The 25,916-nt window shown below is 70.0% G+C and carries 24 protein-coding genes; 6 read left to right on the top strand and 18 right to left on the bottom strand.

The window, feature by feature from the left end; genetic code table 11:
- Nucleotides 1-33 precede the first annotated feature (33 nt).
- The 3 genes from ABZX12_RS19650 to ABZX12_RS19640 form a co-directional block, all read right to left on the bottom strand.
- Nucleotides 34-2,157: a LuxR C-terminal-related transcriptional regulator gene (locus tag ABZX12_RS19650; protein ID WP_355694920.1), complete on the bottom strand. Its 2,124-nt coding sequence runs from the start codon at nt 2,155-2,157 to the stop codon at nt 34-36.
- A gap of 137 nt (nt 2,158-2,294) precedes the next feature.
- Nucleotides 2,295-2,954, bottom strand: a complete 660-nt coding sequence (locus ABZX12_RS19645) for an ATP-binding protein (RefSeq protein WP_355694918.1) — start codon at nt 2,952-2,954, stop codon at nt 2,295-2,297.
- 50 nt (nt 2,955-3,004) lie between these two features.
- Nucleotides 3,005-3,283 carry a LuxR C-terminal-related transcriptional regulator gene (locus ABZX12_RS19640; protein WP_355694916.1) on the bottom strand — a complete coding sequence of 93 codons (279 nt, stop codon included), beginning with the start codon at nt 3,281-3,283 and terminating at the stop codon, nt 3,005-3,007.
- A gap of 195 nt (nt 3,284-3,478) precedes the next feature.
- Between ABZX12_RS19640 and ABZX12_RS19635 the strand changes: the two genes are divergently transcribed.
- A complete protein-coding gene (locus ABZX12_RS19635) occupies nt 3,479-4,939 on the top strand; it encodes an NAD-dependent succinate-semialdehyde dehydrogenase (protein ID WP_355694914.1) in 1,461 nt (486 codons plus the stop codon).
- On the opposite strand, the gene ABZX12_RS19630 is transcribed toward ABZX12_RS19635, so the two are convergent.
- From ABZX12_RS19630 to ABZX12_RS19605, 6 genes are all read right to left on the bottom strand, one after another.
- On the bottom strand, nt 4,926-5,636 hold the full coding sequence (locus tag ABZX12_RS19630; protein WP_355694912.1) for a polysaccharide deacetylase family protein: 711 nt from the start codon (nt 5,634-5,636) through the stop codon (nt 4,926-4,928). The two genes, ABZX12_RS19635 and ABZX12_RS19630, sit on opposite strands and share 14 nt — an antisense overlap.
- A gap of 159 nt (nt 5,637-5,795) precedes the next feature.
- A complete protein-coding gene (locus ABZX12_RS19625; RefSeq protein ID WP_355694910.1) occupies nt 5,796-6,533 on the bottom strand; it encodes a 3D domain-containing protein in 738 nt (245 codons plus the stop codon).
- Nucleotides 6,534-6,634: 101 nt separating this feature from the next.
- Nucleotides 6,635-9,079, bottom strand: coding sequence for a glycoside hydrolase family 2 protein (locus tag ABZX12_RS19620; protein ID WP_355694908.1), 2,445 nt, complete (start codon nt 9,077-9,079; stop codon nt 6,635-6,637).
- An 86-nt stretch (nt 9,080-9,165) separates the two neighbouring features.
- Nucleotides 9,166-9,771: an SGNH/GDSL hydrolase family protein gene (locus tag ABZX12_RS19615; RefSeq protein ID WP_355694907.1), complete on the bottom strand. Its 606-nt coding sequence runs from the start codon at nt 9,769-9,771 to the stop codon at nt 9,166-9,168.
- 7 nt (nt 9,772-9,778) lie between these two features.
- Nucleotides 9,779-10,876: a Gfo/Idh/MocA family oxidoreductase gene (locus tag ABZX12_RS19610; RefSeq protein ID WP_355694905.1), complete on the bottom strand. Its 1,098-nt coding sequence runs from the start codon at nt 10,874-10,876 to the stop codon at nt 9,779-9,781.
- On the bottom strand, nt 10,873-11,622 hold the full coding sequence (locus ABZX12_RS19605; RefSeq protein WP_355694903.1) for a sugar phosphate isomerase/epimerase: 750 nt from the start codon (nt 11,620-11,622) through the stop codon (nt 10,873-10,875). The genes ABZX12_RS19610 and ABZX12_RS19605 overlap by 4 nt, the downstream gene beginning before the upstream one ends.
- Before the next feature lie 279 nt (nt 11,623-11,901).
- Between ABZX12_RS19605 and ABZX12_RS19600 the strand changes: the two genes are divergently transcribed.
- The gene (locus ABZX12_RS19600) at nt 11,902-12,924 is read left to right on the top strand and encodes a LacI family DNA-binding transcriptional regulator (RefSeq protein ID WP_355694901.1); all 1,023 of its coding nucleotides are present in this window, start codon (nt 11,902-11,904) and stop codon (nt 12,922-12,924) included.
- 21 nt (nt 12,925-12,945) lie between these two features.
- On the opposite strand, the gene ABZX12_RS19595 is transcribed toward ABZX12_RS19600, so the two are convergent.
- The 3 genes from ABZX12_RS19595 to ABZX12_RS19585 form a co-directional block, all read right to left on the bottom strand.
- Nucleotides 12,946-15,033, bottom strand: coding sequence for a molybdopterin-dependent oxidoreductase (locus ABZX12_RS19595; RefSeq protein ID WP_355694899.1), 2,088 nt, complete (start codon nt 15,031-15,033; stop codon nt 12,946-12,948).
- A gap of 34 nt (nt 15,034-15,067) precedes the next feature.
- Nucleotides 15,068-15,580, bottom strand: coding sequence for an AAA family ATPase (locus ABZX12_RS19590; protein WP_355694897.1), 513 nt, complete (start codon nt 15,578-15,580; stop codon nt 15,068-15,070).
- Nucleotides 15,581-15,658: 78 nt separating this feature from the next.
- The gene (locus ABZX12_RS19585) at nt 15,659-16,264 is read right to left on the bottom strand and encodes a TetR family transcriptional regulator C-terminal domain-containing protein (protein ID WP_355694895.1); all 606 of its coding nucleotides are present in this window, start codon (nt 16,262-16,264) and stop codon (nt 15,659-15,661) included.
- A gap of 76 nt (nt 16,265-16,340) precedes the next feature.
- On the opposite strand from ABZX12_RS19585, the gene ABZX12_RS19580 reads away from it, so the two are divergent.
- Genes ABZX12_RS19580 through ABZX12_RS19570 form a run of 3 tightly spaced genes read left to right on the top strand, consistent with a single transcriptional unit; the run spans nt 16,341 to nt 18,226 of the window.
- A complete protein-coding gene (locus tag ABZX12_RS19580; protein WP_355694894.1) occupies nt 16,341-16,889 on the top strand; it encodes a 2TM domain-containing protein in 549 nt (182 codons plus the stop codon).
- Nucleotides 16,890-16,929: 40 nt separating this feature from the next.
- Nucleotides 16,930-17,571, top strand: coding sequence for a Pr6Pr family membrane protein (locus ABZX12_RS19575; RefSeq protein WP_355694892.1), 642 nt, complete (start codon nt 16,930-16,932; stop codon nt 17,569-17,571).
- Nucleotides 17,572-17,575: 4 nt separating this feature from the next.
- Nucleotides 17,576-18,226 (top strand): class I SAM-dependent methyltransferase, encoded by a 651-nt coding sequence (locus tag ABZX12_RS19570; RefSeq protein WP_355694890.1) that lies wholly within the window; start codon nt 17,576-17,578, stop codon nt 18,224-18,226.
- Between the two features lie 131 nt (nt 18,227-18,357).
- On the opposite strand, the gene ABZX12_RS19565 is transcribed toward ABZX12_RS19570, so the two are convergent.
- Nucleotides 18,358-18,945 (bottom strand): transglycosylase family protein, encoded by a 588-nt coding sequence (locus ABZX12_RS19565; RefSeq protein WP_355694888.1) that lies wholly within the window; start codon nt 18,943-18,945, stop codon nt 18,358-18,360.
- A gap of 323 nt (nt 18,946-19,268) precedes the next feature.
- A complete protein-coding gene (locus ABZX12_RS19560; RefSeq protein ID WP_355694887.1) occupies nt 19,269-19,805 on the bottom strand; it encodes a DUF5946 family protein in 537 nt (178 codons plus the stop codon).
- 127 nt (nt 19,806-19,932) lie between these two features.
- Between ABZX12_RS19560 and ABZX12_RS19555 the strand changes: the two genes are divergently transcribed.
- Nucleotides 19,933-20,496, top strand: coding sequence for a response regulator transcription factor (locus tag ABZX12_RS19555; protein WP_355695450.1), 564 nt, complete (start codon nt 19,933-19,935; stop codon nt 20,494-20,496).
- Here the strand turns inward: ABZX12_RS19555 and ABZX12_RS19550 are convergent.
- The 4 genes from ABZX12_RS19550 to ABZX12_RS19535 all read right to left on the bottom strand — a co-directional run bounded on the left by ABZX12_RS19550 (nt 20,475) and on the right by ABZX12_RS19535 (nt 25,916).
- On the bottom strand, nt 20,475-22,160 hold the full coding sequence (locus tag ABZX12_RS19550; RefSeq protein ID WP_355694885.1) for an ABC transporter ATP-binding protein: 1,686 nt from the start codon (nt 22,158-22,160) through the stop codon (nt 20,475-20,477). The genes ABZX12_RS19555 and ABZX12_RS19550 overlap by 22 nt on opposite strands.
- Nucleotides 22,157-23,809, bottom strand: a complete 1,653-nt coding sequence (locus ABZX12_RS19545; RefSeq protein WP_355694883.1) for an ABC transporter ATP-binding protein — start codon at nt 23,807-23,809, stop codon at nt 22,157-22,159. The genes ABZX12_RS19550 and ABZX12_RS19545 overlap by 4 nt, the downstream gene beginning before the upstream one ends.
- Nucleotides 23,806-25,653, bottom strand: a complete 1,848-nt coding sequence (locus ABZX12_RS19540) for a prolyl oligopeptidase family serine peptidase (protein ID WP_355694881.1) — start codon at nt 25,651-25,653, stop codon at nt 23,806-23,808. The genes ABZX12_RS19545 and ABZX12_RS19540 overlap by 4 nt, the downstream gene beginning before the upstream one ends.
- A gap of 125 nt (nt 25,654-25,778) precedes the next feature.
- The gene (locus ABZX12_RS19535; RefSeq protein WP_130387812.1) at nt 25,779-25,916 is read right to left on the bottom strand and encodes a SapB/AmfS family lanthipeptide; all 138 of its coding nucleotides are present in this window, start codon (nt 25,914-25,916) and stop codon (nt 25,779-25,781) included.

The raw sequence follows: 25,916 nt of genomic DNA, 5'->3' as shown, positions 1-25,916 counted from the left end.
TGCACACGCATCCGTGCCCGGAATCGGCACTGCTCAGTTCCGAAGAACGCTCCGGACGAAACTGCTCAACGCGTCGCGGTCCGGTTGCTGTGTCTTCGTGAGCAGACCGGCCACGTGCTTCTCGACGGTTCGCGGCGAGATGTGCAGCCGGGCTGCGATCGCCTTGTTACCGATCCGGTCCAGGAGCAATCGGCACACCTCGTACTCCCGCGCGGTGACGCCCAGCTGACGCAGGGACGGCGGTACGTGTTCGGAACCGCTCCGCCGCTGCGGCACCGTCGCACCGAACTGCCTCAGCAGACCGCGGCAGGCGCTGGCCACCGCCGGGATGCCGGCGTTGTGGAAGTATTCCTCGACCTGCCGCAACCACCCGACCGGTACACCCCACCCATCCGCGTGGGCGGGCTCCGCGACCAGTCGCAGACCCAGTTGACCCGCCATCGGGTACAGGGAGGCGGTGTCGATCGCCGCCCGCACCGCGGCATTGGCTGCCTCGACCTGTCCATCCCGTCCGAGCAGTACGGCATGCGCCAGCTGCACGAACTGCTTGTTCCACCGCATCCCACTGGCGGCCGTCGCGGTCACCGTCTTGAACTGCGCCCAGCCGCTCCGGCCGGACAGTACGTCCAGTAGCAGCCCCAGACCGTTCTTACCCACCATGTGCAGCGTGGTCGGGTTCTGCGCGTCGTACTCGAGCGCCTGTGCCATGTCGGCCTCAGCCAGCTCACGGTCCTCCTCCAGGAGCGCGCAGAAAGTCCTGGCCAGACCGTAGGAGTACGGCAGCTCGTACGACGCCCGCTCGCCGCCCCAGTTCGCGGCCTCGGCCAGGGCCGCCTCCATCGCGGACCGTCGGCCCTGGTGGGCTTCCAGCATCGCCTTGGTGGCCAGGAAGTACGTCGCCGAGCGGCCGACCCGCAGCCGCCGGGTGACCTCGAGACACTCGTCGATGATCGCAGCGGCCCGCGTGTACTCGGACCGCAGGACCGCCTGCTGCCCGAGGATGCCGTCGATCTCGTAGGCCAGCGGCATCGCCCCGATCCGCAGGGCCTGCTGCCGGGCGCGCTCCAGCTCGTGGACGCTGCCGTCGGCCAGGCAGATCGTGCCCGCCTGGAAGATGTGCGAGCAGACGCGCTGGAACGCCAGCGAGTGGTCGTCGGCCACCTGGCGTGCGCGGTGGAAATAGGCGATCGACTGGTCCAGGTCGTGCTCCCGGGCCAGGATTCCCAGCAGGTCCAGGGCCTCGCAGGCCACCTCGGGCAGCTTGGCACGCTCGGCGGCCGCGACGGCCCGGGTGGCCAGTGCGGCGGCGGTCTCGATCCGGTCGGGGTTGGTCCGGGCCAGTTCGAGGTTCGCCGCGACGACGTCGACCGGTGCGAGATCGGCATCGTCCGCCTCGGGCCCGAGCAGCGAGCGGGCGGTCGCCACGTGTGTCAGCGCGTCCGCCCAGCGGCCGGCGATCATCTCGGCGTTCGCCAGCTGGACGTGCAACGCGGCCACCTTGCGGCTGTCGAGGTTACGGTCCGCGAGCTCGTCGACTGTGTCCGCGTGAACGGCGAGGTGTTCCAGCCGGCCGGTTGCGCTGAGGGCGAGCAGCAGCGAACCGAGGGCGTCGGCCCGGTCGATGACGTCGGCATCGGCAAGCAGGGCGTTCGCGCGGTCGAGCAGATTGACGGCCGAGCCGGCCGACCCGTCGTCGAACGACCGGCGCCCTGCGAGTGCGAACAGTCGCCCGGCGCGGCCGCGGTCCCCGCCGGTCTCGGCGAGCTCCGCGACCATCGGGCACCACTCGCCGGGCAGTCCGGGGTACAGCTCCTCGACCGCGTCCGCACAGCGCCGGGCCAGCGCGGACCGTTCGGTCGGCGTCAGACCGGTCACCAACGCGTCGGCGGTGAGCGGATGCCGGAACGCGTACCAGTCCGGCGCGGGCTCGTCGGGCTCGACCAGTTGCGCCGCCGTACCAGCCCGGAGCGTTGTCAGGAGCGAGCGCTCGTCCGCCCCGGTGGCCTTGCGTACGACGCTCAACGGGAACCGGTGCCCGATGACAGCGGCCAGCACCAGGATGTTCTGCGACTGTGGCCCGAGCTGCGCCGTCCTGCTGTTGACGCTGCGCACTACCGCGTCCGGCACGTTCCCGTGCAGGTCATCGGCCACCTGCACGCGGCCGTCCGGGCTCGTCACGAGCTGGCCGGAGCGGGCCGCCTCCTGCAGTAGTTCCTCAACGATGAAAGGGACTCCGGCGCTGTCCAGCCACAACTGATCGACAAGTCGCTCCGGTACGCCATCAACCGAAACCTCTAGGCAGCCTGCGGCAAGCTCAGCCACGTCATGGCGCGGGAGAGGCGGTAACGCGACCAGTCCGGCCGCGCCACGCTGTGCCGACGAGCTGGCCAGTCGTACGCCGGACAGGCCTCGTCCCGCGTCGTCGCGACCAGTGCGATCGGCTGCCCGTCCAGGTTGTCGAGCAGGTACTCGGTGACCGCCAGCGTCTCCGGGTCGGCACCGTGCAGGTCCTCCAGGACCAGCAGACAGCCGCGGTCCTTCCCGACGAGCGCGAGCAGCCGCAGTACGGCCTCGCCGAGCAGGATCGGCGAAGCCGAGGTGTCGTGCGACGTACCGTCGTCCCAGTCCGGGACCAGACGTCCCAGCACGCGCCGGTACGGTCCGAGAGCGTCGGTCGCGGGCATCCCGCCGCGCCGCACCAGCGACAGCAGCGCCTCCGTGAACGGCCTGAACGCGACCATCGTGCCGATCGCGCCGACCCGGCCACGCAGGACCGCCATACCGACGTCGAGTGCGCTGGAGGCGGCCGCAGCGGCCAGCCGGCTCTTGCCGATCCCGGGCTCGCCGGCCAGGAAGACCGCGCCGCCGCGCCCGCCGCGAGCATCGGCCAGCAGCCGGTGAAGACCCTCGATCTCCCGGTGTCTGCCGACCACCGCGGGCGAACGGGGCTGCATGGCAGCCAACTGTAACGACGGCGCCTCGGCGCCGCAGGTCAGAACATGGCTCAGCCGTAGCGGCGGGTCAGCAAGCAGCCGGCCTGGAAGCGGGACCTGGCGCCGAGTGCGGCCACCATCGCGCTGATCTCGGCCCGCACGGTCCGCAGCGACAGACCTAGCTCGCGGGCCACTGCGGCGTCCTTCAGGCCGGTCGACATCAGGCGGCCGATCGCGATCTGACGGCTGGTCAGCTCCTCGGCCTGGTCCGGGCGGTGCGCGTCGAGCTCGTACAACTCGCAGCCGGACTCCGCCGCGAGGCTGTCCCGGCGCACCGCTGAGTTGAGCACGCTGACAGGTTGCCAGCCAGGGCGACGGCGCGCATGGGGGATCGGCACCCACATTTGTGCGGGAGCCGGGAGCCAGGCCGTGGCCGCTGCTACTCGGCCACGGAGTGAGCTCTCGGCTGCGGCGAGCGTACCTCTCGGGGCGCTCATCCAGACCGCCTAATCTGGGTACTGCCCGACTAGGCGAAAGGCAGGCTCATGTCACGAGAGCGGGAAGTCGTCGAGGCTTGTCCGACCGAGCTGTTCATCGGCGGCAAGTGGGTGGCGGCCGAGAGCGGCAAGACTCTGCCCGTCGAGGACCCCTCCACGGGTACGGCGCTGTGCGACGTGGCCGACGCGAGTCCGGCCGACGGCAAGGCTGCCCTGGACGCCGCCGTGGCCGCGCAGGCCGACTGGGCCGCGACGCCGCCACGGGAGCGCGGCGAGATCCTCCGCCGTACCTATGAGCTGATGACCGAGCGGGCCGACGACCTCGCGTTGCTGATGACGCTCGAGATGGGCAAACCGGTCGCCGAGTCCAAGGGCGAGATCGCCTACGCGGCCGAGTTCTTCCGCTGGTTCGCCGAGGAGGCGGTCCGGATCGACGGCGGCTACCAGATCGCGCCGAACGGCTCCGGCCGGTTCCTGGTGATGCGCCAGCCGGTCGGTCCGTGCCTGCTGATCACTCCGTGGAACTTCCCGGCGGCGATGGGCGCCCGCAAGATCGGCCCGGCGGTCGCGGCGGGCTGCACGATGGTGATCAAGCCCGCCGCGCAGACGCCGCTGTCGATGCTCAAGCTGGCTGAGCTGATGACCGAGGCCGGGCTCCCGGCCGGCGTGCTCAACGTGGTGATCACCCACGACGCGGGTGGGGTGATGGAGCCGCTGATCCGCGACGGCCGCGCCCGCAAGCTCTCGTTCACGGGGTCGACGGCAGTCGGGCGAACACTGCTCGAGCAGGCGTCCGAGCAGGTGCTGCGGACCAGCATGGAGCTCGGCGGGAACGCTCCGCTGCTGGTGTTCGAGGACGCCGACCTCGACAAGGCCGTCGACGGGGCGATGCTGGCCAAGATGCGCAACGGCGGCGAGGCCTGTACGGCGGCCAACCGGATCTACGTGCAGTCGTCGGTGATGGACGAGTTCGCGACCCGGATGACCGAGCGGATGTCCCGGCTGAAGGTCGGCCGCGGCACCGAGGCAGGCGTCGACGTCGGCCCGCTGATCGACGGCAAGCAGCGCGACAAAGTGGCCGACCTGGTCGCCGACGCGATCGCCCAGGGCGCCCGCGCGCTCACCGGCGGAGCGGTTGCTGACGGCAACGGGTACTTCTTCCAGCCGACGGTGCTCGCCGACGTACCGCGGAGTGCCCGGCTGCAGCAGGAGGAGATCTTCGGGCCGGTCGCGCCGCTGACCGCGTTCGAGACCGAGGACGAGGCCGTGCGGATGGCGAACGACACGGAGTTCGGCTTGGTGTCCTACCTGTTCACGAAGGACCTGAGTCGCGCCCTCCGCGTCTCCGAGCGCCTCGAAGCCGGGATGATCGGCCTCAACCAGGGCATCGTCTCCAACCCCGCCGCACCCTTCGGCGGCGTCAAACAATCCGGCCTCGGCCGCGAGGGCGGCACCGTCGGCATCGACGAATACCTGGAAATCAAGTACGTCGCCGTCAACGTCGACTGACGAGCCGGGTGACGGTGACGAGTTCGTAGCCGCGGGCGCGGAGTTCTCGGACGATCGGGCCCAGGGCTTGGGCGGTGTACGGCGCGTTGTCGCCGCCGTGCATGTGGAGGACGACGATCGAGCCGTTCTGGACGTGGTCCACGACCTGTTTGATGATCGGCTGCGGGGACTTGGCGAAGCCGTCGGCGCCTGGCACGTCCAGGCCGACTGCCGTGACGCCGGCCGGGGCCAGTTCGTGCAGTACGGCGGCGTCGTAGCAGCCGCCGGGGAACCGGAACCACCTTGTGGCGTGCGGATCCAGCTGGTCCAGCTGTACGACCGCGCGCTGTACGTCGGTCAGCATCTGCGCACGCGGCACGGTCCCCAAGGTGTAGCAGTGCTCGGTGAAACCACGGTGGTCGTACGTATGCGTCCCCAGCTCGAACAGCGGGTCGGCGGCAAGCTCCTTCACCACCTGCGGGTACTGCTCCATCCACATCCCCGTCAAGAACATGGTCGCCGGGACATGCAGCGCCCGGAGCACGTCGATCAGTGCCTTGTTGTAGTACGACTTGACCTGCCCCGACACCAGCCGTCTGCGCATGAGCGCGGTCAGATCGGCGTCGAAGGTCAACGCGACCCGCTTGCGGTCCCGCGGCCCGTCGTCGAGCACCGGCATCAGCTTGACGTTGCTAGAGGCACCTGGTCTGGCGTGCACCGGTGCAAGCGTGGGGCGAACCGTGCGTGCCGGTGCAGCGGGAGCACGCGTCTGTGGTGTCTCAGTGACGACTCCGGCGGTCGGCGTGGTGTCGCTGCATCCGGCAACAGTCAGCAGCAACACACCGACCGCAACGCGTTTCCCCCAGGTCACAAAGGATCATTCTATGGTCAGTGTGAGGCGCTGGATGCCCCAGTTGTCCGCGTCCGATCCCGGCGGGAACCAGACGTCGACGATGTCGTCCTTGATCCAGCTGCCGATGTCCGCCGCGTAGCAGTGCCCGTAGCCGGGGACGTACAGCCGCGTACCCCACGGGATGATCCGCGCATCCACTGCGCAGATCCCGGTGCCGGCGTTGTAGCCGAGCGCGGTCTGCGCGACGTCGTTGTACGCCGACACGCGATAGTTCAGCGTGGTCCCGGCCGGCATCCGGTACGCCGCCAAGCGGTTCGAGGAGTCCAGCCGGTACGACGTGCTGATCTGGCCGATCGACGACGCGGCTGTGTCCTCGGCCGTCATCGCGTACACCTGGTAGTGCGCGCCGTCGCACGGGCTCGCGTCAGTGACCTGCAACGTGGGCTGACCCCAGTCGCTGATCCACTGCAGCGCCTGCCCGTTCCGGAACGCCCGGTACGCCTTCGCGCCGACCACCCGGTTGAACGTGAACGTCACCTTCCCGTCCGCGCCGAGGCCGCCGTTGATCCCGCCCGGTGCGGGCAACCGGCCTCTGACGTCGTACGGCGGCGCCGTCGTACCGTTGCCGTACCCGCCGGAGACCGGCCGGTCGGGGATCGGTCCGGTGTAGAAGTGCTGACAGGCCGGCAGGGCCGCGGACGCGGTGGCCGGAGCAACCAGCAGGGAAGCGAAACTCAGCAGGACGACGGCGAGAGCGCGCATGATGGCAAGACCTCCGAGGTGGGGCGGGACCAAGGGGTTTCACCCCCAAGTAGCGGTCCCGCCGCACCATTAGTCAAGGTCTCGACGTAAAGACAGCCAAGTCAGTTCAGCAGATCGTTCACCGATCGCAGCACCGGTACGGCGATCTCGGCCGGAGCGTCGGCGCCGGTGACGTGGAACGTGTGGCTCTCGCCCGCGGACAGCGTGACGAGGCAGGAGTCCACTCGCGCTGCCGCGTCCAGCCGGTCCGGGAACAGCGCCAGATCCTTCGCCAGAGCAGTCGCGCTGACCGTCACGTCGTACCCGCCCTCGGTCGGCGTGACCGCGGCCGCATAGGCGTCACCCGCGAGCTGCAGCTCGGTGTCCTCGACGAAGTACCAGTACGCCGTGACGCCGTCCGCGCCGCGCACTTCGAGGTACTCGGCGGCAGGCTTCCCGGCGACCGCGACGGACGACGGCAGCTCGTTCACCACCGCGGAGCGGGCCGCGATCTCCACCGCGAACGTCTCCCGGGCGAGCACCTCGTCGCCGAGCGTCGACCGCCGCGTGACGGTGACCTCGGTCGACCACACCTCGTCGGTGTCGTTGTGTGCGGCAACGACCAGGCCGTCCTCCCGGGGCTGAACGGTCAGCAGCCGGTCGGCGTACACGCGCTTCAACGCGTACCACAACGGCTTGCGGATACCGTGCCCGTCGACGGCCGCCCAGGACACTACCGGCCAGTTGTCGTTGAGCTGCCAGACGACCGCACCGGTGTTCAACGGGAACAGGGACCGGAAGTGCTCGATGCCGTAGGCAACGGCGCGCGCCTGGTTGAGCTGCGTCGTCCAGTGCCAGTCGTCGATGTCCTTCCAGGCCGGAAGGTGGTCGCCGAGGCCGCGCTCCAGCTTGAGATTCCCCTCGAACGCCTTCTGGTGCACCAGCATCTGCGAACCGTAGGGATCCAGGGGCACGTCGTGCACCACCGACGTCAGCGTCGACCAGGCCGGCGGCCCCTGGAACCCGAACTCCGACACGAACCGCGGCTTGTACTTGCGGTAGGTCGTGTAGTCGACCTGGTTCCAGACGTCCCAGATGTGCATGGTGCCGTGCCGGTCGTCGTTCGGGTGGATGAACTGGTCGAACGAGTACGGGCTGCCGGCCGAGTACGGCGTCCGCGGGTCGAGTTCCGCGACGATGCGGGGCAGCAGGTCGAGGTAGTAGCCCGCGCCCCACGGCCGCCCGGCCAGCGGGACCCGCCAGCCCCACTCGACGTACCCCCAGATGTTCTCGTTGTTGCCGTTCCAGACTGCGAGGCTGGCGTGCCGGCTCAGTCGCGTGACGGCCTCGCGAGCCTCGGCCTCGACCTCGCTCCGCAGCGGCTCGTCCTCCGAGTACGCCGCGCACGCGAACAGGAAGTCCTGCCAGACCAGGATGCCGAGCTCGTCGCAGACGTCGTAGAACAGCTCGCTCTCGTAGATCCCGCCGCCCCAGACGCGCAGCAGGTTCATGCCCGCGTCGACCGCGTCCTCGACACTGGTCCGGTACGTGTCGGCGCTCAGACGGGTGACGAACGCGTCGTCGGGGATCCAGTTCGCGCCGCGCACGTAGATCGGCTTGCCGTTCACCGACAGCACGAACGGCGTGCCGTCGTTGTCCGGGGCAACGTTCACTGCGACGTTCCGGAAACCGACGCGACCGTGCCAGTCGTCGTCGTTCAGCGTCACGGTCACGTCGTACAGCGGCTGTTCGCCGTACCCGCGCGGCCACCAGACATCCACGTCGGCGACCGTGCTGACCAGCTCCACGGTGTCGGTGCCGGGCTTGACGGTCGCCGACTGCCGAGTGCCGCCGACCTCGACCGTCACGGTGGCCTCACCGGCAGCGTCGTCGGCCCAGGCCAGTTCGACGTGCGTCGTGAGCATGCCGTCCGAACCTTCTACCCGGGCGAGCGGCCGGACCGAGGAGATCCGGACATCGGACCAGGACTCGATCCGGATCGGGCGCCAGATGCCGGCCGTGGCGACGTCGGGTCCCCAGTCCCAGCCGAAGTTCGACGCCATCTTCCGCAGCTCGTTGTACGGGTGCAGGTTGGTGTGCGGCCAGCTGCCGACCTTCGCGCGCTCGGCCTCGGCGGCGGTCACCGGTCCCTCGAACTCGACCGTCAGCTCGTTGTCCCCGGCCACCAGAACGCCGGTGACGTCGAACCGGTACGAGCGGTGCTGGTTCGCGGTCCGGCCGAGCTCCTGACCGTTCAGCGTCACCGTCGCGACCGTGTCCAGCCCCTCGGCCACCAACTCCTGCCGGTCGTTGCTGTCAGCAACCCAGGAAAACGTTGTCTGGAATGTCCAGCGGGTCCGGCCGATCCAGTGCAGCCGCGACTCGTTGTCGCCGTCGAACGGGTCCGGGATCTCGCCGGCCGCGAGCAGGTCGGTGTGCACCTCGCCCGGCACGGTGGCGGCCACGGCGCGGCCGATCAGGCCGTCGGGCGCCGGCCCCTCGACGGCGTGCACGGTCCAGGCGGCACCGCCGTCGGTGGTCAGGTCGAAGGTCTTGAGTGATGTCACAGTCGGGCTCCGAGTCGCGGGCGAACAGTAGGTGAACCGGTTTAGTAGAACCGCGCTGCTCCCGCCAGGCACGGGAGCAGGGAACGTCAGGCGTCCAGGACGTACCGTCGCCACAGATCGGCGAGGGCGCGGTGTCCGGCAGCGGTGGGGTGTACGCCGTCGCCGGCGAGCGTCGCCGCACCGACCGACGCGGCCTGCTTGGTCAGCTCGACGTCGGTGGGGACGAGGATCGCGCCGTACTCGACGGCCAGCTTCCGGACCACCTCGAGCTTCGGGTCGAGGTCCTCCCGCCAATCCTCCTGCCCGTCCTTGACCGGCAGCAGGAACGGCTCCATCAGGACCACGGGGCACGACAGCGGGTCGAGCAGCGACCGGTACGACGCCTCGAAGTCCTCGGGGGGCGTCGGGTCGTTCTCGTCGTACCGCCGCCAGGTGTCGTTGATCCCGATCAGGATCGACACCAGCGACGGGTCGTGGGCCAGCACATCGGCGGACCACCGGGCGGCCAGGTCGGCCGCCCGGTTGCCGCTGATGCCGGCGTTGACCATCGCCGGCCGGCGATCGCCGAGCTCGTCGGACAGCTCGCGGACGTAGCCGTCACCGAGTCCGGAAGGATCGCTACGGCGGCCGCAGTCGGTCACCGAGTCCCCGGCGAACACGACGGTCCGCCGGGGATCCAGAAGGATGCTCACAGATCACTCACAGGGTGGCCGCCGTGACGTCCCAGTCGTCGGGCAGGATCGGCGCGACCTCGACCGTGCTCGCCACGTCCACGAACGCGCCGGTGTCGATCGAGTCGGTGATGGACGCCATCACGTCGACGATGTGGAACGCCAGCGCGCCGGTCGCCCGGTGCGGCCGGTCGGCCCGGATGGCGCGGGCCATCTCGAGGACGCCGGTCCCGCGCTGTGCGACCGCCTTCGTCTCGGCGATCGTCTCCCAGTCCTCCGCGCCGCGCCGGCGGATCTTGATCGCACCGTCGAACCCGTTCGGGTCCGGTACGGCGAGGGTCGCGTCCGAACCGGTGATCTCGACGAACCCGGCCCGCGGCAGCGGCGAGTCGAAGCTGAAGATGCTCTGCGACGACTGCCCCGACTCGAACTTCGCGATCGCGCTGACATGCGTCGGCACGGTGACGTCGAAGTCGGTCCCCGCCAGCGGACCGGAGCCGATCGTGCGCTTGTCCCGCGACTTCGAGCCGATCCCCGCGACGGCGGCGACCGGGCCGAACAGCTGCACCAGGGTGGTCAGGTAGTACGGGCCGATGTCCCACAGCGGGCCTGCGCCCTGCTGGAACAGGAACGCCGGATTCGGGTGCCAGGACTCCGGGCCGGGAGACTGCATCAGGGTGAGCGCGGTCAGCGGCGTACCGATGTCACCGCGCTCGATGATCCGCCGGGACTCCTGCAACCCCGGGCCCAGGATGGTGTCCGGGGCGCAGCCCAGCCGCAGGCCCGCGTCCTGGGCCGTCGCCAGCAGCTTCAGGCCGCTCTCCTGGTCCAGCGAGAACGGCTTCTCGCTCCAGACGTGCTTACCGGCGGCGACCGCGGCGAGGGCCACCTCGACGTGCGCGATCGGGATGGTCAGATTGACCACGATCTCGACGTCGGCGTTGTTCAGCACCGCCTCGGGACCCCCGTGTGCCTCGATGCCGTACTGCTCGGCCTTCTCCTTGGCGGCCTCCGGCCGGAGGTCGCCGATCGCGACGACCTTCAGGTCCGGGAAGCTCTGCATGCTCTTGATGTAGGCGTCGGAGATCACTCCGGCGCCGATCACACCTACACCGACCGCGGTCATTCCGGGGCGCCCTCTCCGGTGAGGAAGGTGTACGAGCCCTGGACCGCGTCGAAGATCTCGCCGGTGAAGTCGTCCAGCTCGACGACGCGGAGCGCCTGCGGGGCCGCAGCCAGGATGTCCCGGACCGCGATGGTGCCGTCGCCGACCGCGACCTGGGCCTTGTTGTTCAGGGTCCCGTCGCCGTCCTTGACGTGGATCGCCGTCACCCGCTCGCCGAACTTCTTCAGCAGCGCCGGCACGTCGGCGCCGCCGACCGCGGCCCAGTACGTGTCGACCTCGAGGATGACCTCGTCGGACAGGTTGTCCGCGAGGATCTCCAGCGCGTGCGCGCCGCCGATCGTCGACTCGAGCTCGAACTGGTGGTTGTGGTAGCCGACCGTGATGCCGAGGTCGGCGGCAACCTTCGCGGCTTCGTTCAGGCCCTGGGCGATCGCCTTGACGTCGTCCGCGGCCTGCCAGCGGGCCGGGTCGGTGTGCGGGTCGATCACCGTGGTGATGCCGAGCCGCTGCGCCGCGGCGAAGATCGGGGCGCTGTCCTCGCGGAGCAGGCCGGCGTGCGTGGTCGGGGCCGAGAGTCCGTGCTTGGGCAGCGCCTCGGCCAGACGGTCCGCGAATGCGGTCACACCGAAGGGTTCGACCTTGGTGTAGCCGATCTCCGCGATACGGGCCAGGGTGCCGTCGAAGTCCTCCTCGAGCTTGCCCCGGACCGTGTACAACTGGAGGGACAGGTGGTCCTTTGCGACCATGGTTTCTCCTTGTCGGCGGCGCCGCACCCGCTGCCCTGGGGTTGGCGCCGACTGATAAGCCGAACCGGTTAAGTAACGACGGCAACCGTATCCCACCCGGCCCCGTCCACACCACCCTCCGCCCAACGACTGGGCGGTCACCTGACAGGCCGTTCAGCCCCGGCGGTTCCGGGGAGATCACTTTCTGTGCGGAGATCCTGACATGGTGTGCGTGACGGAGGACACTGTGAGTGTCCGGATCGTCCGTCAGCGGTCCGGTCGCTGGGGAGGAGCGTCATCGTGCCGCACGTAACCATCAAAGAGATCGCACGGCGCTGCGGTGTCTCACAAGGCGCAGTGTCCTATGCGCTGAACAATCGGCCCGGGGTGTCCGAGGCCACCCGGGCGCGAGTGCTGAAGGTCGCCGCGGAAATGCAGTGGGCGCCGAACCGCGCCGCCCGGCAGTTGTCCGCGGCGTGCACCGAGACGTTCGGGCTCGTCCTGGCCCGGAGTGCGCAGACGCTGAGCGAGGAGCCGTACTTCATGGGCTTCGTCGGCGGGGTCGAGTCGGTGCTGGCCGAGAAGTCGTACTCGCTGGCGCTCCAGGTCGTCGCGGATCTGGACGCCGAGCTCGCGACGTACCGGAAATGGGCCGCCGAGCGCCGGGTCGACGGCGTGATCGTCGTCGACCTGCGGGTCGCCGATCCCCGCATCCCGGTGCTGCGCACGCTCGGTCTGCCGGCCGTCCTGGTCGGCGATCCAGCGCTCGCCGACGGGATGCCGTGCGTCTGGACGGACGCCGCCGCGGCGATGACCGCGGCGCTCGACCACGTGGCGTCGCTCGGCCACCGGGTGATCGCGCGGGTGGCCGGTCCGCCGGAGTTCGGCGACGTCTGGATCCGCGACCAGGCGTACGACGTGGCGGCCCGCCGGCTCGCGCTGACGGCCTCGACCCATCACACCGACTACTCCGCCACGCAGGGCGCCGACGCGACCCGCGAGGTCCTCGCCGTCACCCCGCGCCCGACCGCGATCGTCTACGACAACGACCTGATGGCGGTGGCCGGACTGGCCGTCGTCCAGGCGCTCGACCTCCGCATCCCCGACGACATCACGCTGGTCGCCTGGGACGATTCGCCGCTGTGCCGGATCACCCATCCGACACTCACCGCCCTGAGCCACAACGTGGTCGGGTACGGAGCCGAGGTGACCCACCGCCTGCTGAATCTCCTCGCCGGCGCCCAGCCGCAGTCGCACCTGTACTCGACGCCCCTCCTGCTCATCCGCGAGAGCTCCGCGCCCCCACCTCGCGCGAACGGATAACCCCGCGTGTGTCGGAGCTGCTCAGCCGGCAGTGACGGTGACGGGTACACCGTTGACCGCGGCGGTGCCGGCGACGGCGTCGACGAAGGCTGAGTCGGTGATGTCGTTCGCGCTCGGGCCGGGGACCTGACTCGCGACCGAGAGTCGCGCGCCCGGGTGGTTGTGGCCGAAGCCGTGCGGCAGGCTGACCACGCCGGGCATCATGTCGTTGCTAGAGGCAACCTCGACCGAGACGGCGCCGGCCGCCGAGGTGACGGTGACCAGCTGGCCGTCGGTCAGGTCGCGGTCGGCGAGGTCGCCCGGATGCATCAGCAGCTGGTGCCGCGGCTTGCCCTTCACCAGGCGTGCGGAGTTGTGCATCCAGGAGTTGTTGTTGCGCAGGTGCCGACGGCCGATCAGCAGCAGCTCGCCGGGGGCGACGGTCGTCAGCGCATCCAGCCGCGGTAGATCGTCGAGGATCATCGGCTGGGCGAGGTCGATCCGCTTCGAGGTCCGGCGCAGTGCTCCGGGCAACGCCGGCTGCAACGGGCCGAGATCGATCCCGCCCGGTGACCGGCGCAGCTTCCCGACCGACAAGCGGTACGGACCGAGCCGCAGCCCGGCGTCGACGATCCGCCGCGGTGACAACCGCAGCCGTGCCGTGGTCTGTACGCGGCGCCGGCTCCACGGGGTACGGCGTACCAGCGCCAGCCCCAGGTCCCGGAAGATCTCCCAGTCGTGCCGCGCCGACGCGGGCTTCGGCAGGACGGCGTCGTTCCACCGCGCGGTGTTCCGGACGGCGAGCTGGTGGAAGATCACGTCGTAGTGGTCCCGTTCCAGCGGCGGCGCCGGCGGCAGGATCACGTCGGCGTGCCGCGTGGTCTCGTTGATGTACGGATCCACCGCGACCATGAACTCGAGCGACCCCAGTGCCTCGTCGAGCCGGCGGCCGTCGGGTGTCGACAGCACCGGGTTCCCCGCGACCGTCACCATCGCGCGGATCTGGCCCTCGCCCGGCGTCAGGATCTCTTCGGCCATCGTCGAGACCGGCAGCTCGCCGCCGAACTCCGGCAGCCCGCGGACGCGGCTCTTCCAGACGCCGACGTGGCCGCGCCCGAGTCCGAGCAACGCGTTCACCGCGGGCCGCGGGAACATCGTGCCGCCGGGCCGGTCCAGGTTCCCGGTGATGATGTTCAGCACCTGGATCGCCCACTGGCAGATCGCCCCGAACTGCTGCGTCGACACCCCGACCCGCCCGTAGCAGGCCGCCCGCTCGGCCGTCGCGAACTCGTGCGCGATCCGCCGGATCGCGTCCGCCGGGATTCCGGTGCTGTCCGCGGCCCGTTCCGGGGTCCACTTCTCCACCGCGGCCTCGACCGTCGCGAGACCGTCGACGTACGCCGCAACGCGCGCGTGACCGTCGGAGATGACCTGATGGATCAGGGCGAGCAGGAAGGCGGCGTCGGTCCCCGGCCGGACGAAGTGATGCTCGTCGGAAACCGCTGCCGTTTCGGTCCGCCGCGGATCGACGACGACGACCTTTCCGCCGCGTTTCCGCAGTTCCTTCAAGCGTTTTCCGAAACCGGGCGCGGTCATCATGCTCCCGTTCGACGCCAGCGGGTTCGCGCCGAGCATCAACAGGTACGACGTCCGGTCGATGTCCGGCACCGCGATCATCAGCTGGTGCCCGTACAGCAGGTACGACGCGAGCATGTGCGGCAACTGGTCGATCGAGGTCGCGCTGAACCGGTTCCGGGTCCGCAACTGCCGGACCATCGTCGGCAGATGGGTGAGCGCGCCGAGGCTGTGCACGTTCGGGTTCCCGAGGTACACCCCGACCGCGTTCCGTCCGTGCGCACGCTGGATCCCGGTGAGCTTGCCGGCGACGAGCTCGTACGCCGCCTCCCAGCCGATCTGCTGCCAGCCGTCGGCCGTCCGCCGGACCGGTGTGGTCAGCCGGTCGGGGTCCTCCTGGAGATCGCGGAGCGCGACCGCCTTCGGGCAGATGTGACCGCGGGACAGCGGGTCGGACTCGTCGCCGCGGATGTCGGTGACCCGGCCGTCCTCGACGGTGACGAGCACGCCGCAGATCGCTTCACACAGGTTGCAGGACGTCCGGCGTACGGTCATCCACTCAAACTACCCCCGGGTAGCGACGGCCGCATCAGTCGAAGCGCGCCTCGTCGAGCCGGCCGAGGATCGCGTCCACGGTCTCGCCCACCGACAGGTCGGAGTTGTCCAGCCAGAGCCCGCGCCGCGGACTGAACGCGTGCAGCTCGTAGTCGAGCTCGTCGACCAGATGGTGCGCGCCGCCGAGCCGGGTCGAGATGACCTCCGGCCGGGGCGTCAGGACGACGAGATACCGCGGCCGGGTCCGGATCCCGTCCAGGAACTCGCGGAGCAACTCGCCGATCACCACGTCCTGCAGGACCACGGTGAAGCCGGCCTTCGCGTACTCGTCGGCGGCCAGGCAGGCGAGCCGGTAGCGCAGCTGCAGCTGGCGTTGTGCGGCGAGCACGTCGTCGGCCATCGAGGCCTGGCCGCTCACGATCATCCGCCGGAAAACGTCCCCCCGCAGGTGCACGCCGTACTGGAATCTTTCGGCGAGCATCTGGGACACCGACGACTTCCCCGCCGCCATGATTCCACTGACGACGATCACCCCCTCGGACTCCATGCGGTGATCGTGCCACGTGCCGCGCGGTTTTAGACCGGTCCCGGCGATTCTTGTCCGAAAACCCAGGTTTGTAAGGGGTTACTGCCGGGCCATCAGCGTCTCGAGGTGATGCCGCAGCAGTTGCCGGACCCGGGCCGGGCTGGTGCGGTCGGGCTGGATGGCGGCGTGCAGAGCGAGGCCGTCGACCAGGGCGTGCAGGCGCTCGGCCTCCCGGCGGACATCGAGATCGTCCCGGAGCGCCCCGTCCTCGGCGAGCGCGTTCAGCAGCGACTCGCACAGTTGCCGCAGACCGTCGTGCACGGTGTCGACGTGCGCGCGCAGGCCGCCGGCTCCGGATTCGGCCTGGGCCTGCGCCATGAACGCCATCCAGACGTCGAACTCGGCGCGCCGCTCGGCGTCCAGCGGCAGCGCCTCCTCGAGGTAGCGCAGCGCGATCGTGGTCGCGGAGCCCTTCGGCTGGATCGCGGCGACCCGCTCGGTCACCCGGCGCGACACCAGATCCATCGCGAAGCTGAGCAACCCGTCCTGGTCGGGGAAGTAGTACCGCACCGCGCCCGCGGACCAGCCCGCCTCGGCGGCGATCGTGCGCACCGAGGCCGCCCGGATCCCGTCCCGGCGGACCACCCGCCAGAGCGCTTCGGCGATCTCCTCGCGGCGGGCGGCGTGGTCGACGATCTTCGGCATGTGGTCCTTTTTAGCACAGCTGTGTTAGTCTCGTTTTACAACACGGTCGTACTTAAAAACTCGGGAGGGGAACACCGTGCTGCTTGCTGTCATCGCCGCGTGTGAGATCGGGTTCTGGGTCCTGCTCGTCGCAGGCTTGGCGGCCCGCTACCTGCTCCGGCTGCCGAAGCTCGGTCTGGTGCTCCTGGCCGGCGTGCCATTGGTCGACGTCGTGATGCTGGTCGCGAGCGTCGTGGACATCCATCGGGGAGCGGAGCCGTCGTTCAAGCACTCGCTGGCCGCGATCTTCATCGGCGTCAGCGTCGGCTTCGGCCACCAGACGTTGAAGTGGGCAGACAAGTGGGCCGCGCACTACCTGGCAGGCGCCCCGCGTCCGGTCAAGCCGCCGAAGAAGGGCCCGGAGCGTGCCCGTCGGGAGCGCGCCGGCTGGTTCCGGCACCTGCTCGCGTACGGCGTTGGCGTCGGCATCATGATCGGCCTCGGCCTGCTCTCCGGCCGCGGGTACGACGCCGCGCTCGGGCCGGCCTGGACCTGGACGATCGTGCTGGTCATCGACGCGATCGTGTCCTTCAGCTACTCCTTCGAGGGCGCCGAGGCGCCGGACCGGGAGAAGGAGTCCGTCTGAGGTCCCGGCGTACGCCTCGTGGTCGTCGTACATTGCGTTCATGACGACAACGGGGCGTATCTGGACCTGGCTGACCGTGACGGTGGTCCTGGCGGGCATCGTGATCCAGTTGCCGCTGTCGGCGCAGAACGAGGAGGGCTTCTTCTCCACCGCGCCCGAACGCCTCTTCAACGTCTTCGCCTACTTCACGATCCAGTCCAACTTGTTGCTCGGCGGTACGGTCCTCGTGCTCGCGCTGTGGCCGGACAGGACGCGGAGTGCGGTGTACAAGACACTGCGGCTCAACGGTGTGCTGTGCATCGCGGTGACCGGCATCGTCTATCACGCGGTACTGGCCGGGCTGGACGATCTGAGCGGGTGGGCCTGGGTGTCCAACTTCCTGCTGCACACGGCTGCCCCGATTGCCGGCGTCCTCGGCTGGCTGTTGTTCGGGCCGCGCGGTCAGACCGACTGGCGGATCGTCGGGTGGTCGATCGTGTACCCCTTGCTGTGGCTCGGGTTCACGCTGATCCGCGGCGAGTTCGTGCACTTCTATCCGTACCCGTTCGTGAACGTCGACGAGCACGGGTACGGACGGGTGCTACTGAACTGTCTGCTGGTGGCGGTACTGTTCCTGGCTCTGGCGGCGGGGGCGACCACCCTCGACCGCCGGTTGCGCCGGAAGACAACCGTCGAAAGGTAGACCCGTGCTGGTGACCTCGCGCTCGTACGCCGAGTACGAAGCGATGTTCGACCTGGTGGAACTCCCCGAATCCGTGCTCGACTGCTGCGCGGGCGGCGCCGGCTTCACCGCCGAGGCTGCCGCCCGTGGCGTGGACGCGATCGCCGCCGACCCGGCGTACGAGCTGGACCATGCCGAGCTCGTCGACAGCGTCCGGCGCAGCCTGCCGGCGACGTCGGGCATCGTCGACGAGCATGCGGGGAGCTTCGTCTGGCACTGGTACGGGTCGCCGGAGCGGAAGGATCAGTACCGGATCGAGGCGGCCGACCGATTCCTGCAGGACGTCGAGGCGGCGCCGGAGCGGTACGTCGCCGCGGGCCTGCCGGACCTGCCGTTCGGGGATCGCCGGTTCGAGATGGTGCTGTGCTCACATCTGTTGTTCACCTGGTCCGACAAGTACGACCGGGACTGGCACGAGGCCGCGTTGCGGGAGCTGATCCGGGTCAGCAACGCCGAGGTGCGGATCTTCCCGCTGGTGCAACAGGGCGCCGGCGAACCGATCGCGTGGCTGCCGGAACTGCTGGAGTCACTCCAGGGCGTGACGTACGAGATCCGGAAGGTGCCGTACGAGTTCCAGGTCGGCGCCGACCAGATGCTGGTCATCACCCGCAGCTGACCTCTGGTGCTTCCCGCCCATCGCGCTCACGGATAAGTGTGCGCACTGACCCGCCACGATGGGCGGGAAGCGGTCCAGTGGGCCCGACGGGCGTGGAGGATGATCTACCGTCGCCCGGCCGGGTCGGCTTGTCAGCGCAGGTACTTGCCGCAGACCGGCCACGGGGAAGCGCCGCGCTGCGCGTAGAGCTTCTTCGCGCGCATCAGCTGCTCGGCCGCGGAGGCCTTCGCCGGGTTGCCGGAGCCGCCGACGCTGCGCCAGGTCCGCAGGTCGAACTGGAACAGCCCGTAGTAACCGGCCGGGTTCACAGCGCGCGGGTTGCCGCTGGACTCACAGTTCGCGACCTTCGCCCAGGCGCCGCTCAGGTTGGCCTTGCCGCTGCTCTGCGGGCGGTCCTCGGACCGGCTGGTCTTCGCCTTGCGCTCCGACTTCGAGCTCTTCTTCTCGGCCTTCTCGGCCTTCTTCTGGGTGGACCGCGGCGCCGGGTCGGCGGCCGCCTTCTGCACACCGTCGAGCGTGAGGGTCTGCCCGATCAGGATGAGGTTCGGGTCCTTCAGGTTGTTGATCCGGGCCAGCTCGTGCCAGTCGGCGCCGTTGGCCTGGGCGATCTCGGAGAGGGTGTCGCCGGACTTGACCTTGTAGTCGGTCGCGAACGCCGAAGCGGCGCCGGCGGCGGTGATACCGGCTCCCAGACCGGCGATGGAGATGGTTCGGGCCACCCGGCGAGTGCTTCGCCGGGCGCGCGCATGTCGGGCCTTGGACATCTGAAAAGCGCTCCTCGTGAGCTTGGGCATGGTGGAACGCACCGTGCAGGGGAGGGCACCCGGACGCGTCGCCGACCAGGTCACGGGACAGCGTCCGAATGGTCACGCCACGGTAACGACGCGACCTGAGTCATCCTGTGTGAGGATCGCCCGAAACGCAAGACCAATCCGTGATCTGCCCCGAAGTTTTTCCGGAGCCTGAACTTCCGAAAGCCCAACAACAGAACGGTTTCCGGGCCGCGACACGCCGAGCTGCACGCCTGGGAACCGATCAGTTTTCAGCGCTTGAACCAGCGTTCCGGGACCAGTCGCACGGTCAGTTCGCGGATGGTCTCCCGGTCGTCGTCCGGCCACGACTCCCAGACCTCCCGGGCCCACTCGAGCAGTGCCGCTTCGACCTCGTCGACGCCGCCCGCGGTGAGCACGTCGTACGCCGTCAGCGCGCCGACGCGGGTCGGCGGGACGAGGCGCGGCCAGTCGTCGCACGCGTTCGCCATGATCCCGTGCGCGGTGCGGACGTCGACGTTGCCCGAGCCGCGTTCGAAGAACATGTAGAGACCGTTGAGCGCGAACACCGGCCCGATCGGCGGCGCGGCCGGGGCGACGTGCTGCGCGCCGTACGCGTCGATCCGGAGCTGGTGCAGGTATCCGAGCCGGGCCGCGTGCTGCACCTCGAAGCCGAGCAGCTCCCCGGCGACCTCCGCGCATTCGCCGGACGCGTTGTACTTCGGCGTACCGGGCCACGGCGAAACCGGCAGGACGGCGCCACACCCGGGGCAGGTCGTGGATTCGTGCGTGCCATTCGGTGCGTTCACTCGTTGATCGAAACACGGGCAACCGCCGTCCGGCAGCTGGATTTCACCGCTGGGGGTGGTGAGGCGACGGACGGTGATGGGGGCAGAAGCGGTGATCCGAGTGGCTCTCGGCCATCGTGGCACGTTGGTGCGTGGTGCACTGGCCGCGGTGCTGGCAAGGGAGAACGACCTGGACGTGGTGGCCGAGCTGGACCGCTCGGAGGACGTCCTGCAGGTGGCAGGGCGACGTCCGGAGGTGTTCCTGCTCGACCCGCAGCTGCCCGGCCGGATCCGGATCGAGGAGCTCTGCCGCAAGCTCGCGGGGCGCGGCGTGCTGGTGCTGATCGATCATGAGGCGATCGCCGCGACCAGCCTGGCGCTGGTGAAGCAGGCGCCGCGGATCGGCCTGATCGCGACCGACGCGACGACCGATCAACTGGTGCAGGCCGTGCGCGACGTCGCGAAAGGGCTGCCGGTGGTCGACGTCCGGCTGGCGGTGGCCGCGCTGAAGGCGGGCGACAACCCGCTCACCGACCGGGAGTGCGAGGTGCTGCGCCAGGTCACCACCGGCGCGACCGCGCAGGAAGTCGCGCGGACTCTCAGCCTGAGCGCGGGCACCGTGCGGAACTACTTGTCCAGGATCCTCGCCAAGACCGGCTCCCGGAGCCGGATCGAGGCGATCCGGAAGGCTCAGGACGCGGGCTGGATCTGAGGGCCTGGCGTCCAGTTGCCGTGCAGGTCGCGGTACATCCGGGACGTGCGCATCAACGTGGCGTGCGTGCCGAGTGCGGCTTTGTTGCCGTCGAGCACGAGGATCCGCCTGGCCCGCAGGGCCGAGCTGATCCGGTGCGCGATGACGACCAGCGTCCCCTCACGTCTGGCGAACGCCTCCTCGGCCTGGCGCTCGGCCTCCGCGTCGAGGAAGCAGGTCGCCTCGTCGAGCACGACGAGCGGCGCGGGCGAGAGGTAGGCGCGGACCAGCGCGAGCAGCTGCTTCTCGCCGGCGGAGAGCTCGCCCGGGCGAACCGTGGCGTGCAGGCCGCCGAGACGTTCGACGAGCTGCTCGGCGCCGACGGTCTTGGTGGCGAGCTCCAGCTGATGATCTGTTGCGTCGGGCAACAAATAGGCGAGGTTGTCGCGCACGGTGCCGCTGAAGACGTACGCCTCCTGCGGGATCAGGACCCGGGTCTGCGCGAGCCGCTCGACGTTGACGTCGGCCGGCGGAGCACCGCCGAGCTGTACGTGGCCGGCGGTCGGAGTCAGCATGCCGCAGACCAGGCCGGCCAGCGTCGACTTGCCGATACCGCTGGGTCCGACGACGGCGAGGTGGTCGCCTTCGGGGATCGTCAGTTCGAGCTTGTCGAGCACGGGCTCGGCCTTCGGCCCGTACGCGAACGTCAATCCGCGCAGCCGGACCTGATAGCCGTTGAGTACGTCGACGGTGCGCGGCGCGTCGGTCGGGGTCGAGGTGTCGAGGATCCGGCCGAGCGTGATGACGTAGCGCAGGCCGCTGTCGCCCAGGGCATTCATCACCGTGTTCAGCGCCGGTTGCAGACCGATCAGGACATAGGTCAGTCCGCCGAGCAACGTACCTGTGCTCACGCCGCGGCCCACCAACCACGGTCCGGTCGCGAGCAGGATCAGCAGCGGCAACCAGCCGCCCACGGCGAAGCACAGCGTCCGTAGCGCGGAGACCTTCGCCAGTGCGCGTTCCGCAGTCGCGTGCGCCTCGATCGGCACGCCGGCCAGCCATTCGGCGTACTCCTCGGTTCCGGAGGCGCTGATGTCGCGGACGCCGGCGAACACCATCCCGGCCGAGGCCGCGAGGTCCTCGTCCGCGGTCAGCGACGCACGGACGCGGTCCGCCGCCATCCCGAGCACCGCGAGGGACAACGCGAACCCCAGCAGGAAGGGCGGTACGACGAACGCGGCGACGAGCGGGGCGAGCGACAGCAACCCGGTCAGGACGCCGAACAGCGTGACCGCGAAACTGCGCAGGACGAGGACCAGGCCCGCGAACGTGTCCCGGACGATCTCGACCTGCCGGTTCAGACGGGCGACGGCACCGTCGTCCGCGGTCCGGAGCGCGCCGCCGACGACCCGGCGGACCAGATCGTCCCGCAACGGCTCGACCAGCTCCCCGAGCCGCCCGTACACCTGACGCGCACCAGCCGCGCCCAGACCGGCGGTCGCGACCAGCCCGCCCAGCCAAGCGATTCCCTGCCACGCGTGACCACCCAGAAAGCTGTCCGTAGCCCGCGCTACCGCGATCCCGTACACCGCCGTCGGCAGAATCTCCGGAACCGACCACGCGATCAACCCGACCGCGGCCCGCCTCCGCAACGCAGCAACGCCGTCTGACAGCTCTCGTTTCATCCGAACACGGCTCGGTACGACGTGTTGTGCCAGAGGTCGGCGTGTGGGGCGATGGCGCGGACCTGGCCGTGGTCGAGCCAGATGACCAGGTCGGCGCGGGCCGCTGTGGCGGGTCGGTGGGTGACGATCAGGCGGGTGCGGCGGTGCCGGTCCTCGGTGAGGGTGCGGCTGATCTGGCGTTCGGTGGCGGTGTCCAGGCTCGACGTGGCGTCATCGAGGACCAGGAGCCGGCGGGCCGGCCAGGCCCGGGCCAGGCCGAGGCGCTGGCGTTCGCCGCCGGACATCGGTGCCTTGCGCAACGAGGTGAGGTACCCGTCGGGCAGCCGGCTGACGAAGTCGTGGGCATGTGTGGCGCGGGTGGCCGCGAGTGTGCGGACCGGGCTGACCGCGTGCGGGTCGATCGCCTCGCCGATCGTCCGGCCGACCAGCTGCGGGCGCTCGAACGCACACCCGACCGCGCTCCGCAGCGCACGCCGGCTGACGGCCTGCAACGGTACGCCGTCCAGCGAGACCTGACCGGTCGACGGGTCTCGCAGCCGCGCCGCGACCGCTGCCAGCACGGACTTGCCGGCGCCGCTCGGGCCGACGACCGCGACCGTCAGGCCGCCGGGGAGCTCGAGACTCACGTTGTCCAGCAGGACGTTCCCGTCGGCGACCACGCTGACACCGTCGAACGTCAGCTGCCCGGGACCGGACGGCAGCGTCAACGTGCCGTGCGCGACGGGCTCGATCGCGATCACCTCGGCGGACCGCCGGATGCCGGCCTTGGCGCGGGCGAGCTCGCCGAGCACGCCGGTCAGGTTGCCGAGACCGGCCCCGAGCACGGCGTACTGCGAGGCGGCGAACAGTTCGCCCGCGGTGATGTCGCCGCCGACGAGTTGGACGCCGCCGACGGCCAGGACCGCGACCAGGACGAGCGGGCCGACGACCGCGGCCTGCGCGCCGGAGCGGGCCAGGATCCGCCAGGTGACGACGCCGTTGCGGTGCAGCTCGGGCAACAGGCCGAGGATGCGGCGCTCCTCGCGCTCCGTCGTACCGGCGGCAGTGATCGTGCGGATGCCGGTGAGCGCCTCCGACAGCAGCGCGGCGATCCGGCCCTGGGTCTCCTGATAGGCCAGGCTGACGTCGGCGGTCCGCTTGGCGAAGGTCCAGAGCACGAGGACCACGAGCAGGACGCCGCCGAAGAACGCGGCGGCCAGCCACGGGTCGATCACGGCCAGCAGGACGAGGCTGCCGAGCGGGGGAGCGACCGCCGCGATCGCGGTCACCGCGGCCGGCCCGGCCTGGGCGGCGTCGGTCGCATTGGCCGAGACGCGGGTGACGAGGTCGCCGGTCTCGAAGTCGCGCGCGCCGCCGGGGCCGCCGCGAACGACGTGCCGGACCAGCCGGTGGCGGAGCCAGGCCGTGGTCTCGGCGACGCAGGCCGCGCCCGCGAACGCGTCGATGATGCTGGCCGCGATGCCGAGCCCGATGAGCGACGCCGCGACGACCAGCCAGCGCGTGTACCCGTCGCCGGCCACGATCGAGTCGACCGAACGACCGAGGACCGTCGGGAGTGCGAGCGTGACGGCGCTGCCGATGAGCGCGTTGACTCCGATCAGCGGCAACCAGCCCCTCCCGCGCTTGGCCACCTCCTGGAAGGTGATCATCGGCGGAGGCCCGTCTGGTCCGCGACGAACGCGAGCATGTCGGCGGCGAGCCCGATGCCGCCGGTGGTGTGCCCGGCGTCCGGTTCGAACCTCAGCAGGACCGGTCGGCTACCGGCCGTCGCGTGCTGCAGCGCCGCGCACAGTTTCCTTGCGTGCAAGGGATCCACGCGGGTGTCGTTCCCGAAGGCTGTCAGCAGGACCGCCGGGTACTTCACGCCGTCGGCGACGCGGTGGTACGGCGAGTAGGAGAGCAGGGCCTCGAAGTCGTCTGCGTCCTGCACCGTGCCGTACTCCCCGGTCCAGCGCTCGCCGAGCCCGGAGAGCTCGTAGCGGACCATGTCGGTCAGCGGGGCCGAGCAGACCGCGGCGGCGAACAGTTCGGGGCGTTGGGTGAGCGCAGCCGCGGTCAGCAGACCGCCGTTGGACTCGCCGCAGATGGCGAGCTGGTCGGCGGTGGTCCAGCCGTCGGCGATCAGGTGCTCGGCGGCGGCGATGAAGTCGGCGAAGACGTTCTGCTTGCGGCGGCGCATTCCGGCGTGGTGTGAGCTGCCGTCGCCGCGGACGGTCGCCGTCACGAAGGTCCCGCCTGCTTCGACCCAGGCCAGCGCGAAGGCGGAGTACGTCGGCGTGAGCGACTGCCCGAACCCGCCGTACCCGTAGAGGATCGTCGGACGCGGCCCCGGCTCGCCGATCACGTGCAGCTCGACACCGGTTCTGGTCGTCAGCCGCCGCATCTTGGCGTCCCGCGCGGCGACGGCTCCAGTGGTGGTGCGAGTGCTCGCGTCGTAGCAGCAGACAGTCGGCGGTGTCACGCTGTCCGTGTAACTGAACCAGGCCCGGTTCCCGTAGGCGGTCAACGCACCCACTGACCCGCTGCCGGGAAGGTCCAGGGTCGTTTGCAGCCGGCCGCTCTCCCGGTCGTGCACGGTGATCTCGTTGGTCGTGCTGACCAGGACCACATCGTCGAGGATCGCCAGGCCGGTCAGCGGCTTGTCCGGGCGGAGGTAGTCGTGCCAGACCGTCGGCTCGGTCGGGTCGCCGACGCAGATCCGCCCGGTAGGCGAGTCCTGCGCGGTGACGACGTACAGACGGCCGTCCGGACCTACCGACATGATCGTGGTCGCGTCCTGCGGCAGATGCCGCGGCGGTGCGTCGGTGGTCAGATCGGCGAGCCACACGTCGGTCGCGGTACAGATCGTCAGCCAGCGGCCGTCGGTGCTGATCTCCAGGCCGTACGACGCCTCGTCGGCGAGGACCGTGACTTCGTCGGGGTCGCCCAGGCGGTGACGGCGCACCTGCCGGAAGCGCACGTAGTAGAAGGTGTTTCCGTCGGGAAGCCACGCAACGGGCGAATAGCGGCAGCCGTCGATCGGCCCGTCGACCACCTGGCCGCACGCGATGTCGAGGACGCTCAGCGACGAGCGCTCGTCACCGCCGCGGGACAGCTGGAACGCGAGCTTCGTGCCGTCCGGCGAGGGCTGCCAGGCGTCGAGCGTGGTCAGGCCGGTCGGGTCGAGCTGCTTCGGATCGATCAGCGGCGTCTCGTCGACGTACAGGACGGCGTGCTGCTGCCCGGCCGCACGGCGCAGCGTGAAGCGGCGGTCTCCGCGCCAGACGGGCGTGGACACGCTGCTGACGTCCGACAACCGCCGGACCTGGTTCTTCCAGCCGAACCGGCTGGTCAGCGACGCGGCGTACGTCAGCCAGAGCTCGTCCTGGTCACGCAGCCATCGCTCGGTCTGCGCGGCCACGGAGTCCTCGAGCCAGCGGTACGGGTCCGCGACGTCACTACCGTGCACCTGCTCCACGAGCGTCAGACGCTCGGCGCATGGATAAGACTGCACGGGTCGATCACCTCACTCTCCCCTTGGTCCCACCAACACAACGAGCAGCCAGGCCCGGAGCTACAGGTCGGCCCTGGGCGGGGTCACCGCCCAGGGCCTCACTACCTGGCAATACAGGTGCCGTATCAGTGGCAGAGCAGCAGGCTCAGGTTGCTCGGGGTCTGCGAAGCGCAGCCCAGCACGGTCAGCGTGGAGCCGCCGTGGTGGTGGCCGCCGTGGCCGTAACCCGGGGTCTCCAGACCCTGAAGGTCGAGAAGTGCCAT

This window comes from Kribbella sp. NPDC003505 (assembly GCF_040610875.1).
GTDB lineage: Bacteria > Actinomycetota > Actinomycetes > Propionibacteriales > Kribbellaceae > Kribbella.
The sequence above is the reverse complement of the archived record's forward strand: the minus strand, read 5'-3'. Positions and strand labels throughout refer to the sequence as shown.

Excerpts from the sequence above, each read along its gene's own strand:
- ABZX12_RS19590 (WP_355694897.1), bottom strand. The coding sequence starts at position 15,580 with ATGGAGTCCGAGGGGGTGATCGTCGTCAGTGGAATCATGGCGGCGGGG.
- ABZX12_RS19545 (WP_355694883.1), bottom strand. The coding sequence starts at position 23,809 with ATGATCACCTTCCAGGAGGTGGCCAAGCGCGGGAGGGGCTGGTTGCCG.
- ABZX12_RS19605 (WP_355694903.1), bottom strand. The coding sequence starts at position 11,622 with ATGGTCGCAAAGGACCACCTGTCCCTCCAGTTGTACACGGTCCGGGGC.
- ABZX12_RS19575 (WP_355694892.1), top strand. The coding sequence starts at position 16,930 with ATGACGACAACGGGGCGTATCTGGACCTGGCTGACCGTGACGGTGGTC.
- ABZX12_RS19610 (WP_355694905.1), bottom strand. The coding sequence starts at position 10,876 with ATGACCGCGGTCGGTGTAGGTGTGATCGGCGCCGGAGTGATCTCCGAC.
- ABZX12_RS19635 (WP_355694914.1), top strand. The coding sequence starts at position 3,479 with ATGTCACGAGAGCGGGAAGTCGTCGAGGCTTGTCCGACCGAGCTGTTC.
- ABZX12_RS19645 (WP_355694918.1), bottom strand. The coding sequence starts at position 2,954 with ATGCAGCCCCGTTCGCCCGCGGTGGTCGGCAGACACCGGGAGATCGAG.
- ABZX12_RS19625 (WP_355694910.1), bottom strand. The coding sequence starts at position 6,533 with ATGCGCGCTCTCGCCGTCGTCCTGCTGAGTTTCGCTTCCCTGCTGGTT.
- ABZX12_RS19585 (WP_355694895.1), bottom strand. The coding sequence starts at position 16,264 with ATGCCGAAGATCGTCGACCACGCCGCCCGCCGCGAGGAGATCGCCGAA.
- ABZX12_RS19535 (WP_130387812.1), bottom strand. The coding sequence starts at position 25,916 with ATGGCACTTCTCGACCTTCAGGGTCTGGAGACCCCGGGTTACGGCCAC.
- ABZX12_RS19595 (WP_355694899.1), bottom strand. The coding sequence starts at position 15,033 with ATGACCGTACGCCGGACGTCCTGCAACCTGTGTGAAGCGATCTGCGGC.
- ABZX12_RS19550 (WP_355694885.1), bottom strand. The coding sequence starts at position 22,160 with ATGAAACGAGAGCTGTCAGACGGCGTTGCTGCGTTGCGGAGGCGGGCC.